This window comes from Pyrolobus fumarii 1A (assembly GCF_000223395.1).
Classification (GTDB): Archaea; Thermoproteota; Thermoprotei_A; order Sulfolobales; family Pyrodictiaceae; genus Pyrolobus; species Pyrolobus fumarii.
The window spans coordinates 278,043-290,164 of the sequence record NC_015931.1 but is presented as its reverse complement, the minus strand read 5'-3'; the positions used below and the strand labels follow the sequence as shown (position 1 = coordinate 290,164).

Sequence of the window (12,122 nt, the reverse complement as noted above, 5' to 3'; positions counted from 1 at the left end):
ACTCCCGCTATCAAGACTGGACATGCTATAATTACACCTGGTAATCAGTCCTGGCCTTGACGGTTAGCTCCTCTAGCCTCGAAAGGACGCGCCCAAGCCTCACGCTCGCCTCGAGAACCTCCACGCCAATCACCCTCCCCTCATCGTCAAGGTCAAGCAACACCCCGGGCTCAACCTCCATGGTCTCTGCCACCCTCCCCTCCCCGAGCCGAATGTATGCTGCGTCAGCCTCACGGTCATACTCCACCACGACCCTTAGCTTTGCACAAACTCTCTGCAACCACCTCCCCGTTATCTGGCGAGGACACCCAGCCCATCTATAGCTCCTCGGGGAGGAGGATAAGTCCAACAGCGAAGATAACCCGGCATTCATCACACTTAAACCCCTATAATAATACATGAGCGATGTCCTCCGCGAGGAAGCTGTGGGCAACTCGAAGAGACATGATCCACGAGTATACCCTAGAAGCTTCTAAGGTGGTGTATCCGGGCTGGTTGCATGAGGCTAGTGGTGGTCGTCGACCGCGATGATCACATAGTGTGCGAGAGGCTTGAGGTGCTCCAACCGCGGTTGAAGAGGGGGAGAAACACAAGAAGAGGAAGAGCAGAGAGAAGGTCAGGGCCACAGCCGGAGAGAAGTCGCTCCTCGAGAAGATCCGGGAGCAGCTACCTAAGTTGCTCGAGGGAGATGCTGCTTTCAGGAAGGATGAGTTTATCGCGTTAACAAGCGAGACTGCCAGACGCTTAGGCTACTAGAGCCTATCTCTATTGTACAGTAAGTTGAGGAGCAGCGGTGTAAAGGTGGCTTACAAGACGGTGTGGCACCTCGGTAAGAGCGTTAGGGTCGTCACGATACCAGCTGATCTCTCGAGCAGCACTAAGCATTACGCCGTGAGACCATCACAATGCGGTATTATGTGGGGAGAGGCTCGCAGCCAAAGCCTCACAAAGTCAAGTCAACACCAGAATGAAAACAACACGAGCACCTTACGACACCATACCACCGGTCTTTCCTTTATTTCCATTCTAATCCTCCCTGTTCGTCCTCTGGTATGGTCTAGATGTACTGTAAGGCCCAGTAACCGCCGCATAGCCTGCGGTGATGCCTCGGTGCAAGGGTAACCGGTCACCCGTCACCGGGGGACGATCGGGACAGCAAGGGTAACCATTCAAAACGAAATGTAAACACCGCGATGCGTTCACCGCGCCATGCCACCGGTCTCTTGTCTATCTCTTCGTATCTCTTTTTTGATCGGTTTGCTTGGTCTTTGCCCGGTAGGCGTAGGGTGGCGTGGGATTTGCATTCTGGACTTCTCTCGCTATGTCAATGTATAGGGTATTGTGTGGTTCCACGGGTGCTTCTATGAGGCTCTCTAGGGCGCCAGTGATTTTCTCGATGTGCTTCCAGACGCTCTTTTTGATCTCCCTGCCGGGGCCGAGTATGGCGACAAAGTGGTACTCTACAGTATAGCCTGCCGTGCGCAGCGGCTCGTGTAGCAGCTGTGCCGTTGATACGAGCTTCTCAACGAACGACGCCAGGTGGGCTAGCATCGTGCCGCCGGGTACGGTGCCCCGGGGGTTCTTTTCGCGTGAGAGGATGTACTTGACCTCGATTAGTCGTAGTCTGTTGCCTTCGACGACAAGGAGGTCGAAGAGGCGGTATGGAAGGAGGCTTTTCCCCTCCAGCTCTTTGCTTAGATCGTGGTTCTCTACCTCGAAGCGAGGCTCCAGCACACAGTATACGCTGGGCTCGTGGCACCCGACAGCAGCCCCGTATAGGATGAGCAGCGTGTGACGATCAGCCAGAAACTGTACGATATTCGAGTAGCCTACGGCCGATGCCACTGAGGCAACCAGGCGTCTAACGTCATCATCCTCGATGCATATGCGTGCGAAGAGGTCTTTCGCGCTACTTACACGAATGTCGCCTAGGCCTCTCAGCTCCTCACGCAGATCCAACAGCTTGTATGCCTTCTCAGCGGCGTCGAGAAGGCTACGGAGCCCGCCACCCCTCACGAGGCGAAGGAGCCACTCGTGCTGCGCTCTCGCCAGAAGCCGGGAGCAATAGTAATGCGTGCCCTCCAGCACCAGCTCTGCAACGTACAAGCCACGTCACCTAGACGCCTCCTCGAGATAGCCGCGGACGGCTGCCCGTATCTTCTCCTGGAGTTCCCCGGGGAGCTGCCCCGGTTCAGCGCGAGGCTCGAACCTCTTCCGGACATACTTGCGGTCTGCATCCCTCTCGGACAACTGGTGCTCTATGATGGCCCATGCATAGTCTGGGTCGACACCAACCGGAGCACGCGGAATATGGACATCGACCCTATACACGCCTAGGCCCCTCTCACTCAATTCCTCGAGGAACGGCTCGAGGTCGGGGCTGTAAGGCCCGTGACTGTACTCGATAAACTCCAGCCCGACATCGACGCCCATCTCGCGGAGCCTCGCCAACACCTTAGTAAGGTCATAGAGACTCGGTACCGGATCACGCAACCCCCGCTCCCTACGCGCCCGGAGAAGCTCCCACGCAACCGCCAACACGAGATCCTCACGTTTCACCATCAGCACATCACCTGGGCACACCTACCCATGGAGATCAAAACACCTTGTATTACCCTCATTAACCTGAAGCAAAACCGGGGCCACCTACCAGTCTCAATAGCACCTTCACCTTCTCCTCAAGGAGTTCCAAGCGCCTCTCCAACCGCTCTATCCTAGTCTCGTCGACGGAGAGTTCAGGCCTCACTGTTCCCGCATAGCCTGCCCTCAAGCCAATCCCCGACAAGTCTCTTCAAGAGCTGCGGTATCGCCACTCCACGCTCTCTGGCTAGCCTCTCGAGTTCGGCGTACCTAGAGAGATCTAGGTATAACCTCACCGACGGCGAACCCAGCCCCGTTTACATCCCCACTACGGGCCCGTATAGAGTCTACATCCGGGAGCATCTATGATACCCGGATACAAGCTGACTACGGGACCGATTCACAATCGTGAAGCTGGCTCGGACATGGGCCTTATACCAGTCTCATCTATGGCCCGTTCCCGGTCCTTCCTTGCATCCCATACCATACGGGCCCGTGGCCCAACCACGGTTGGATACCATGAACCGGGCGGATAGCGTCACTGCATACGCCCGAGTGTCACGGGGTCGCAGGGATAGAGACCCGGTTAGGCTCAAGCGCACACTGCAGCTGGCAGCCTACTGCAACGGGTACACGCCAGTATGCGCTTCGAGGAGTACATCCGTAGAACGGCGCCGCTCTCGGTACGCGACTACCTGAGATACTGGGAAAGGTACCGCAGCATCATAGAATCTCTCGGGTTGGAGAGGCTCCCCTGCAACAGGTGGATACTGAAGCTCGCATCCAAGTCGCTCTCGTGGGCCGCGGCGGAGGGCATGATCAGCCTCGAGGAGGAGACACGGACAAGGAGGGCCCCTTGCGCTCCAGCGCCTCTAGTGCAGGAGGACAGCCGAGGGAGGGAAGGGTAGGAGGGTTCGTGAGACCACCTCTCAGAACCTTCAAAACTTCATGAGAAGCCTCAAAGGCGTGTGAAGGGAGACAATCAGCCTGCATGCTAAGCTCGGCGTCATTTGGCGGCTATCATATTCTCTATGAGCTTGTCGACATCGTTTGCTGGCAGGGCGCCTCTTGCTTCTATGACGCCTGCCACTCTAAACCCGCATTTCTCCAGCTTCTCGGCTACGATTCTTTTCGCTACTGGGCCCCAGCCGTAGCTGGATATTATGCTTGTTACTTGACCGGCTGCGACCTTCTCGCATAGGAGGTCCACTAGTAGTCTTGTAATGGGGTGTATGTTGCCGTCGTATACTGGCACGCCGAGCACAAGTATTCTAGAGTCGATAGCGTCGCCTAGCACATCTCCTAGTGCTATCCCTTTCTCGTCGTTGGAGCCGTATATGTGCACCTCGAAGCCTGTCTCGGCTAGACGCTCGGCTGCGTAGAGTGCGGCTTTCTCGACAGCGCCGTACATCGTCGAGTATATTATGGTTGCTTTGCGCGGGTTTAGCCTCCTAGAGCCCCACGCCCTATACGCCTCGAGCACTTCCCCGATCCTCTTGCGGATCACTAGGCCGTGCCCCGGGGCGATGATAGAGAAGTTCCAGTTTTTGGCTTCAAGCTTCTCTAGGTTCTTCACGACCCAGTCTCTATAGGCGCCCACGATGTTAGCGAAGTACTTCCTCATGTACCTCTCGTATAGCGCCCACTCGGAGCTGCTCAATCCCGCATCGTCTATATGCGGCAGTACACCATAGACGCCAAAGACGTCGCAGGTGAAGAGTAGTCCTTCTTCCGGGTAGAAGGTTATGATGGTGTCCGGCCAGTGTAGCCAAGGCACGAGAGCCATCACCAGCTTACCATCGCCGACATCAACCACGGTATCATCTCTAACAGCCTCGTACTTCTCGAGGCGCACGCCATACTCCGATTCTATGATGCTCTTTGCTATGGGGTGCGCATACACTTTCGGTTTGCCGGCAGCCTCGTAGATTATTGGAAAAGCGCCACTATGGTCGGGTTCCGAGTGCTGCACTATAATCGCGTCTATATCTCTAGGATCAAGTATACCTCTTAAGGCTTCGAGGAATTCAAGCGCGTACCTAGACTTCACAGTGTCTATGAGAATCCTCTTCTCGCCGGTGTCGACCAGGTACGCGTTGTATGTTACTCCCTCCGGGATCTCCCAGATGCCCTCAAAGAACCTAGTTTCGACGTCATCCACGCGAATCTGGTATACGTTACCTGTTACCTTTGAGACTCGAATACGGGGCATACGTACACAACCATTGTCTAGCACCCTCCTAACACTTTAAACAAAAGCTACAAGCAAGCATGGCTGGTTGCCCCTATAATGCCGAGAGGCGGAAAACGAAAAACATCAAGAAGCTCTGGGCGCGTATCCGCAGTCTAGCTAACCGCTTGTGCTATGTAGGCGTGGTTGGGTTGGGGTTGCCCGTTCCTAAAGCCATACTGAGCATATCATGCTGTGGCTTCAACCTTACCTTCCTTACGCTCGTATACGGGGAGGAAGACAAGTGGCTAGGCCAATGTAACGGGTCTCATGTTTCGTTTTAGACGTCTCTAGACGCTTAGCCCCTGGCGAGGGCCTAAGTCCTAGCCTCGCATCCGTCGTCAAAGCATACCTTGAGGGCCGCAGTTAGCGCTTGCATGGATATACTTCCAACCTTAGGTTTCGCTGTTCTCGCCGGTAGTCGGCACCTCTATCTCCACGAGCTTGACGTCAATAGCATCTCTTAGCTCGGATTCGCACCACGCACTAAACATCTTCACAACCTCTTCTTTCAACTTCTCTATTGCCTCTTCTATAGACTCGCCCTGCGCCTGCGCACCGCTCATGGGCTCAACAGCGATATACCAGGTACCTGTTTCATCCCTCTCCTCGTATACCACAACTCCTACCTTAACGCGCCGCACGTCCCGACACCGTAGCCTCGCTCCACACTGGTGCTAGAATAGGCTAACGGTTTTGGTTAGACGTGTTAACCTACTGCGATGCCATCATAACACCGCGCTGTTAAGTTTTTAAATAACCCGACTTTGACGTAGTTAATGGTGGCCTGGCGTGGCCAAGTTTGGCGAGCTAATCTACACTGAGGATGTGGGTGGACCAGTGGCAGCCAAGAAGGAGACGCACATGCCTAGAATAGAGGCGCCGGATGCCGTCAAGAAGGGTGAGCCGTTCAAGGTGACTGTGAGGGTGGGTCCTCACCCCAATGAGGCGGCTCACTCGATAAGGCGTGTCGAGCTTTGGTTCGCTGAGGAGGGCCGCCCCTTCAACCCCATACACATCGCGACTGTGACGTTTGAGCCGGGGTATGGCGAGCCAGAGGTCACTATTACCATCAAGTTAGAGAAGAGCGGCACTCTCTACGCGCTAGCATACTGCAACCTGCACGGGATCTGGGAGGCCAGGAAGGACATCCGCGTAGAGTAACAGCAGCACAGCTTTGCACTAGCAAGGCTACGCCCACTCTCCCACATCATACAGAAATCGGCATGCGCTTGTTTTACAGTCTCGTCTTTTGCCCCTCTTTACCAATCATTTGGAATTACACTTGTCGCCCGCGATGATAGCATTATAGGGCGTTTGCCCCGGCTTACCCCGTTATGCTGGAGGAAATCCTGTTGTGGGCAGAAAGCTCATCAGGATTGAGCTATTGGGTGTCGAGTGCGCCTCTTGCGTTTATGCCGTTTCTTACGCCCTTAGGAAGCTTGAGGGGGTTGTGGAGGTTAGACCCTACCCGAGTAGCAGCATCGTTGACGTGTACATTGATGAAGAGTCGCGTGTCAGCATTAGAGACGTTGTTGATGCTGTTAGACGTGTGGGCTATGATGTAAGGCTAGAGTCGAGAGTCTTCATAGTCTCTGGCCTGTCTCCCGAACACGAAAGGCTCGTCGAAGAGCGTCTTAGGAGAGTTGACGGTGTCTACGATGTTGTCGCGTCCTCGACATCTTCGAGTGTGCTGATCGTGTATAATCCCCATCAGTTGAAGGTTGATGATGCTAAGAGGTTCTTAGAGGAGCTTGGCTTTCGCGTTGAGGGTGTTAGCTCCAAGCCTAGGGGTGCGAGCGGAGATACGATACCGTTGCGTGTAGCTCTGCTAGTGCTGGCTATGGGCGTTTTTGTTGAGGCTCTGAACTTCCTAGGCTTTAGGTTGATGTCTGCACTTGTGGGCTTGCCGTTGTCCCTTTTGGTGGTTCTGCTCCTTGCTAGACGGTTGTACGTTAAGGGTTTCCGTGCGTTACTGATTAGAGCCCCTACTATGGAGTCTCTTGTGGCTATCGCGACCGGCATAGCTATACTGTATAGTGCTGCCGTGCTGACATTATCCGTCATCGGCGGCATGGAGGTTCGCGAGACCTATTTCGGCGCAGCGTTGCTTGTACTCGGTTTTGTGCTTACGGGTATGAGTATTGAGTCTAAGGCTAGGCGTAGAGCGCTAGAGTCTCTGGAAAAGCGTGTTGAGGAGCTGCTGCCTGCAAGAGTGCTGGTGGAGGAGAAGGGCGCTGTAAGCGAGAAGCCTCTTGCCGAGGTTAGACCGGGCAGCATCGTTGTTGTGAGAGAGGGTGATAGGATTGGAGTTGATGGTGTCGTCGTGTCTGGAGAGGCGCTGGTTGATGAGTCGCTGGTCAGCGGCGAGTCTAAGCCTGTCTTGAAGAAGCCCGGCGACTGGGTTGTGGCTGGCTCGTTGGTTGTCGATGGCTTTCTAAGGGTTAGGGTTGTGAGAGTGGGTGACCAAACGCTCCTCAAACAAATTGCTTTACTCGCCGAGATGGCTAAGCTCGGTAAGCCGCGTGTACAGAGGATAGCTGATAGGTTTGCCTCGATGCTAACGTGGCTCTCGATAGCCACTTCCACGTCAGCCTTTGCCATCTGGCTCCTTTTAGGCGCGGGAATCGATGTGGCGTTGTCACGCGCCATAGCAGTACTGGTGGTTACTTGCCCATGCGCATTAGGAATAGCCGTTCCGCTGACGATGTCCGCTAGTATCCACAGGTTGCTGGAGGCCGGGATACTTGTAAGGAATAGCGAGGTTCTTGAGAAGGCGGTTAGGGTAGATACGCTAGTCTTTGATAAGACGGGTACTCTCACCGAGGGCAAGCTGGTGGTAGAGAGGGTCTACACACTGACCGACATAAGCGCCGACGAGATTATCAGGTTGGCGGCTATCGCTGAGAAGAGCGTCAACCACCCGATAGCTAAGGCTATCGTAGAGTATGCACGCGCTAGAGGACTTGATGTTAGTACCAACCCCAGCCGCGTGGATTACATCAAGGGTATGGGCGTAGTCGCAGATATCAATGGCCTAGTTGTTGCCATCGGCTCCGAGAAACTTGTCGAACAGATGATAGGCCCCGAGTCTCTAAGAGGAGTTGCCGACATTGTAGGCGGCTACGCCGGCACGAGAGTGTATGTGGTTGTTGGGGATAAGCTGGCTGGCGTGATACTCTTGAAGGATGAGGTGCGGAGAGATGCCATAGAGGCCATCAGTGTCCTGAAGGCTCGCGGCTATAGGATTGCAATACTGTCGGGAGACTCGCGTGAAGCTGTAGAGGAGATAGCTAGGGTACTAGGGGTCACAGAGTACTATTATCGTGTCGAGCCTATCGACAAAGCGAAGATAATCAGGAAGATGCAATCCTCGGGAAGAGTGGTAGCTATGGTGGGCGACGGGATTAATGACGCAATAGCCCTCTCCCAAGCAGATGTTGGCATCGCAGTACATAGAGGGACCGAGATAGCGAAGGAAGCGGGAGACGCGATCCTATTGAGAGACGACTTAACACTAATACCCAGGTTCTTGGAAGCGGCTAAGAAGGTCAACCGTGCCGCGAAAGTGGCGCTTCTATGGGCAACCGTCTACAACGCATCACTGATTCCAGTGGCTGCTGGTGTACTCGCACCATTTGGCATAACGCTTAGACCCGAGTATGCAGCACTAGCAATGTCGTTGAGCTCCTTGTCAGTCACTATGTGGAGCTTAAGAGTGAGGCACATGAAGGTGTAGAGTTTGGGGCGATCGGCACCATACAATAAACGTCTTGGGGTGCTCCGCGATACAATTGCGCTGATTACTAACAGAATTTGTTCCAGTTTTGCCGCCTATAGCACCGCCTTCCGCGTGTCTCGCGCGGCGCTACACCCTCGCTATGATTGTTTGATGTTGTTCTCGGCGTAAACTCTAGTTCTTTTCCCGGGGCTTAGCAACAAGGGACGGGCATAGTGAGTACTGCCATCGATCCCGTGTGTGGGATGAACGTTAACCCGGACAAGACTCCCTGGAAGACCATCTATAGGGGCAAGGTTTACTACTTCTGCAGCAAGCTTTGCCTAGAGGAGTTCAAGCGTGACCCAGAGTATTATCTGAGACACGGGCCTAAGGGCATGCCTGGACACAAGCCTGGAGAAGAGCATAGCCACTAGTTTCGCCCCATATAAGCCCCCTTCACTACTACGTGCTTTTCTCTCTATGAGCCATTATATAGGCGTGCAGCTCGCGCTCATCAAGCGTGTAGGGCGTTACTGGCCTACCAACGGGCATAATGTAGGCCGGATTGTGGCTCTCCGGTGCACCTATTATCTTCTTCACTTGCTCGTCTAAGAAGGCGCCTACAGCCACAGTGCCGAGGCCCAGTGCCGTGGCTTGCAGATAGATGTTCTGCCCTATGTGGCCGACTTCGATCCACACGTAGCGTATGCCTCGCTCTCCGTACCTCCTAGTCGTCCTCTCGAAGACCACCGTTACTACGATCGACACTGGGGCTTTCAGCACCCATTCTTGCTCCAACGCAGCCTTGTACAGCTCGTGTCTAAGTTCGCCCTTCTTCACTACGCATATTCTATGCGCGTGTGGATTATAGTGATATGATCCCGGTTCGAGGTAGCCTTCGTCTCCTATAGTCACCCCTTTCTCGCCTACAACGATGTAGATCTCGGCTGGATAGGTTGCACCTGCGCTAGGCGACGTTTTGAAGCCGTGTATGGTCTCGGTTATTCCGTACGCCGCCCATAGTAGCTGGGAGACCTCCTCTATGCTCAGGGGCTCGTCTAGATAATCGCGTATGGATCTGCGGTTTGCAAGGCTTCTCTCGAGGCTAACATCACCGTCTAGCCTAGGTGGTGGGAGGTCGATACAATCCTCGCCGACTCTCACTTCTGGGCCGCGTTTGTACGTCCGCTTCGCGTGTAGTATCAGTGCTAGTGGCGTTACGAGCGTAGCCATTATTGACGTTGTGATTAGTTGTAGGAATACTCGCCTGGATACCACTATGCCCTAGAGTGGTGATAGGTGTGCAAGCGTGGGTTAGGCTTATCGCTAGTACCACGGGTATACTCCTCTCGAGCATCGCGTTCCTCGCGCTACTGACCGGTATATGCTTGAGGCTCCCGGGCGCCACCTCCACCATTACTCTCGGTTTACTCGACTATGCCGCTTGCGCAGAGCTGCACCTCTCTACGCTACCTCCACTACTTGCCGTAATCGGCTATGTTCACGCCGCGGCAACCGCGGATATCATTGCACACTATGCATCCAGAGGCGGTGGACAAGCAGCAAGGCTATTAGCTAACGTGTATCGCATATTGGTCTACGCGCTGGGTGCCTTCATCACTAGCTACACCCTAATGCTCTCGTTGCTGCCTGGCTAGCCGCGCTACACTCTCGTATAATGTAACGCTTAGAGGCTCCTGCTGGTGTACTAGCCGTACTGGGGTTGGACCGGGGGACTGCGGCGTAAAGCCGCGTGGATGAACCTGTGTGGGTCCTTCCCCTCGGGCGGCCGCCTCTCGTCGCCCCGCATCTCGCATGACGCATGGTTTATAGTTGGTTGCTCGGGCGTACCTCTTTGCGCGCCGCGGGGAGGGGACATATCGTGTTGATCGAGGAGAGGCGGGATTTGGCTGCAGCAGTTGCCGGTGTTGTCACTGGCGCCGAGAGACGCGGGTTGAGGAGGAAGGATGTCCATTTACTTGTGTTCCTCGTGGCTTATGGCTTGGGTAAAGTTGGCGACTGGGGCTTCGAGGCTAGCGAGGAGGGTCCTCGTAGCAATCTAGTCGACAAGGTTATTGACGAGCTTTATGATGTCGGGGTTTTGACTCTTCGTTTCGAGAGGAGTCTAGGAGGCGAGCCTCTCTATGTGCTAGGTGAAGTTGAGAAGCTTCCTTGGCTCGAGTCTAGCAGCGAATTCCAGGTGGGCTTCGAGGCGTCGCGTAGCCTTGTAGAGGCTGCTAGGCTGAGCAGCGAGGAGCTGGAGGGCTTAGTATTCCTGCTTGCACCGGAGTTCTTCCTGGAGGAGGCTAGGAGGCGACTAGAAGGGCGAAGAGTAGAGCTTGCAGCAAGACTAGTCTATCGCGGCGCTATGAAGATTGACACTGCCGCCAGCCTTGCTGGCGTGGACAAGAGTATACTAGAGGAGCGGGTCAAGGAGCTGCGGAAGCGCGACGAACTATCATGGCTAGAGGCTGGTGAGGGTGGAGGCGGCAGCTAGGAGAGTTCGCATCGTGCTCCTGGAGTCTCCCCTGGAGCTCGTGCCTCGGGAGATACGCAACCACCCTCAGGTTGTTAGGTACGCGAGGCGCTTTGGCATAGACCCTGGCGAGGCTCTACTCGACAAGACATACCATTACTACGCTATGGCTTCTCTACCCCAGAAGTGGAAGAGGGGACGCCCGGATATAGTGCACGTATCTCTGCTTCTACTCCAAGACTCGGTGCTGAACCTCACCGGCCACCTCGAGGTATACATCCATGTCCTCGATGGGAGGGTTTTCCGCGTAGAGCCCGAGACTAGGATCCCCAAGCATCTGGACCGATTCAAGGGGCTTATGGCCCAATTGCTTATTCACAACCGCGTACCGCCTACAGGCAAGCCGCTGATACACCTCTATGCGTCCACGCTACGCGAGTTCGTCGACAAGATGGGCGGGTTGATACTACTGTGGGAGCGTGGCAAGCCCGCAACACCAGCCGACATTGTACGCGAGGCTCTGGAGACCGGGTGGCCCATCGGTATAGGCATGTTCCCTCGCGGCGACTTCAAGAAAAGCACGCTGAGAAAGGCCTCGAGGACATACAGTATCTATGGCGGTGTGCCGCTCAAAGCCTGGACTGTCATACACGAGTTGCTGTGCGCAGCAGAGGAGATTACGGGTGCGCGCCGCGCATGCTGCCCTATACGCGAGGAAGACGAGAGTGAAAATGCTGAGTAGGCTCCTACCTTAGGATGACCGCCGCTATTACAGCCAGAAGTAGCCATGCTAGAAGGAACTCTAGAGGCCTGTACACCTCTATTACGAGCCGGTGTCTCGATTCACGCTCCTCGTAGGTGACCCTAGCCCAGCCTACTAGCGCCGCTACACCGAGAGCCGCTACACCACCGGCTATGAGCGGAGCAAGTATGATGATCAACACTTTTGCCACCAGGAGCGCCGCTACTAGAACTAACACGCCGAGCACTATGAGCGCTAGCGCCTCAATGGCCGACTCTATCCCGGGCTCCTTTGGCTGCATGGCGCTGCCCCGAGTTGTCTTCTTCTAACCCGCTACTAGACCTTAAGATGATGGGGGATGGCGAGGCAACCG

General features: G+C 55.0%; 16 protein-coding genes. 7 read left to right on the top strand and 9 right to left on the bottom strand.

Annotated elements, in window-relative coordinates; translation table 11 throughout:
* Positions 1–31: 31 nt before the first annotated feature.
* The 5 genes from PYRFU_RS10140 to PYRFU_RS10320 all read right to left on the bottom strand — a co-directional run bounded on the left by PYRFU_RS10140 (position 32) and on the right by PYRFU_RS10320 (position 2,876).
* Positions 32–280 (bottom strand): DUF2283 domain-containing protein, encoded by a 249-nt coding sequence (locus tag PYRFU_RS10140; RefSeq protein ID WP_048191334.1) that lies wholly within the window; start codon positions 278–280, stop codon positions 32–34.
* A gap of 947 nt (positions 281–1,227) precedes the next feature.
* The gene (locus PYRFU_RS01650) at positions 1,228–2,106 is read right to left on the bottom strand and encodes a hypothetical protein (RefSeq protein WP_048191332.1); all 879 of its coding nucleotides are present in this window, start codon (positions 2,104–2,106) and stop codon (positions 1,228–1,230) included.
* 6 nt (positions 2,107–2,112) lie between these two features.
* A complete protein-coding gene (locus tag PYRFU_RS01645) occupies positions 2,113–2,562 on the bottom strand; it encodes a hypothetical protein (protein WP_014025868.1) in 450 nt (149 codons plus the stop codon).
* A gap of 58 nt (positions 2,563–2,620) precedes the next feature.
* Positions 2,621–2,770 (bottom strand): hypothetical protein, encoded by a 150-nt coding sequence (locus PYRFU_RS10325; RefSeq protein WP_167827789.1) that lies wholly within the window; start codon positions 2,768–2,770, stop codon positions 2,621–2,623.
* Entirely contained in the window at positions 2,736–2,876 is a 141-nt protein-coding gene (locus PYRFU_RS10320) for a hypothetical protein (RefSeq protein ID WP_167827788.1), read from the bottom strand. The genes PYRFU_RS10325 and PYRFU_RS10320 overlap by 35 nt, the downstream gene beginning before the upstream one ends.
* Positions 2,877–3,221: 345 nt before the next feature.
* Between PYRFU_RS10320 and PYRFU_RS01640 the strand changes: the two genes are divergently transcribed.
* A complete protein-coding gene (locus PYRFU_RS01640) occupies positions 3,222–3,488 on the top strand; it encodes a hypothetical protein (protein WP_014025867.1) in 267 nt (88 codons plus the stop codon).
* Positions 3,489–3,586: 98 nt separating this feature from the next.
* On the opposite strand, the gene PYRFU_RS01635 is transcribed toward PYRFU_RS01640, so the two are convergent.
* Together PYRFU_RS01635 and PYRFU_RS01630 are read right to left on the bottom strand one after the other, a co-directional pair.
* On the bottom strand, positions 3,587–4,792 hold the full coding sequence (locus PYRFU_RS01635; RefSeq protein ID WP_048191330.1) for an FprA family A-type flavoprotein: 1,206 nt from the start codon (positions 4,790–4,792) through the stop codon (positions 3,587–3,589).
* Between the two features lie 413 nt (positions 4,793–5,205).
* A complete protein-coding gene (locus PYRFU_RS01630; protein WP_014025865.1) occupies positions 5,206–5,454 on the bottom strand; it encodes a type II toxin-antitoxin system HicB family antitoxin in 249 nt (82 codons plus the stop codon).
* A gap of 148 nt (positions 5,455–5,602) precedes the next feature.
* On the opposite strand from PYRFU_RS01630, the gene PYRFU_RS01625 reads away from it, so the two are divergent.
* The 3 genes from PYRFU_RS01625 (at position 5,603) to PYRFU_RS10135 (ending at position 8,965) form a co-directional block, all read left to right on the top strand.
* A complete protein-coding gene (locus PYRFU_RS01625) occupies positions 5,603–5,974 on the top strand; it encodes a class II SORL domain-containing protein (RefSeq protein WP_014025864.1) in 372 nt (123 codons plus the stop codon).
* A gap of 193 nt (positions 5,975–6,167) precedes the next feature.
* On the top strand, positions 6,168–8,549 hold the full coding sequence (locus tag PYRFU_RS01620; protein WP_014025863.1) for a heavy metal translocating P-type ATPase: 2,382 nt from the start codon (positions 6,168–6,170) through the stop codon (positions 8,547–8,549).
* A 215-nt stretch (positions 8,550–8,764) separates the two neighbouring features.
* A complete protein-coding gene (locus PYRFU_RS10135; protein WP_014025862.1) occupies positions 8,765–8,965 on the top strand; it encodes a YHS domain-containing protein in 201 nt (66 codons plus the stop codon).
* A 28-nt stretch (positions 8,966–8,993) separates the two neighbouring features.
* Here PYRFU_RS10135 and PYRFU_RS01615 read toward each other — a convergent pair whose 3' ends face one another.
* The gene (locus tag PYRFU_RS01615) at positions 8,994–9,809 is read right to left on the bottom strand and encodes a SagB/ThcOx family dehydrogenase (RefSeq protein WP_014025861.1); all 816 of its coding nucleotides are present in this window, start codon (positions 9,807–9,809) and stop codon (positions 8,994–8,996) included.
* Between the two features lie 23 nt (positions 9,810–9,832).
* On the opposite strand from PYRFU_RS01615, the gene PYRFU_RS01610 reads away from it, so the two are divergent.
* The 3 genes from PYRFU_RS01610 to PYRFU_RS01600 all read left to right on the top strand — a co-directional run bounded on the left by PYRFU_RS01610 (position 9,833) and on the right by PYRFU_RS01600 (position 11,749).
* Positions 9,833–10,189, top strand: a complete 357-nt coding sequence (locus PYRFU_RS01610) for a hypothetical protein (RefSeq protein WP_014025860.1) — start codon at positions 9,833–9,835, stop codon at positions 10,187–10,189.
* A gap of 197 nt (positions 10,190–10,386) precedes the next feature.
* Complete coding sequence (locus PYRFU_RS01605; protein ID WP_167827787.1) at positions 10,387–11,028, top strand: hypothetical protein; 642 nt, start codon at positions 10,387–10,389, stop codon at positions 11,026–11,028.
* Positions 11,006–11,749, top strand: coding sequence for a 16S rRNA methyltransferase (locus tag PYRFU_RS01600; RefSeq protein ID WP_244403863.1), 744 nt, complete (start codon positions 11,006–11,008; stop codon positions 11,747–11,749). Before PYRFU_RS01605 ends, PYRFU_RS01600 begins: the two co-directional genes overlap by 23 nt.
* A gap of 4 nt (positions 11,750–11,753) precedes the next feature.
* Here the strand turns inward: PYRFU_RS01600 and PYRFU_RS01595 are convergent, their stop codons facing one another.
* Positions 11,754–12,050 carry a hypothetical protein gene (locus tag PYRFU_RS01595; RefSeq protein ID WP_014025857.1) on the bottom strand — a complete coding sequence of 99 codons (297 nt, stop codon included), beginning with the start codon at positions 12,048–12,050 and terminating at the stop codon, positions 11,754–11,756.
* Positions 12,051–12,122: the final 72 nt, after the last annotated feature.

Coding starts and splice junctions, on each gene's coding strand:
- PYRFU_RS01640 (WP_014025867.1), top strand. CDS start 3,222: ATGCGCTTCGAGGAGTACATCCGTAGAACGGCGCCGCTCTCGGTACGC.
- PYRFU_RS01595 (WP_014025857.1), bottom strand. CDS start 12,050: ATGCAGCCAAAGGAGCCCGGGATAGAGTCGGCCATTGAGGCGCTAGCG.
- PYRFU_RS01645 (WP_014025868.1), bottom strand. CDS start 2,562: ATGGTGAAACGTGAGGATCTCGTGTTGGCGGTTGCGTGGGAGCTTCTC.
- PYRFU_RS01635 (WP_048191330.1), bottom strand. CDS start 4,792: ATGCCCCGTATTCGAGTCTCAAAGGTAACAGGTAACGTATACCAGATT.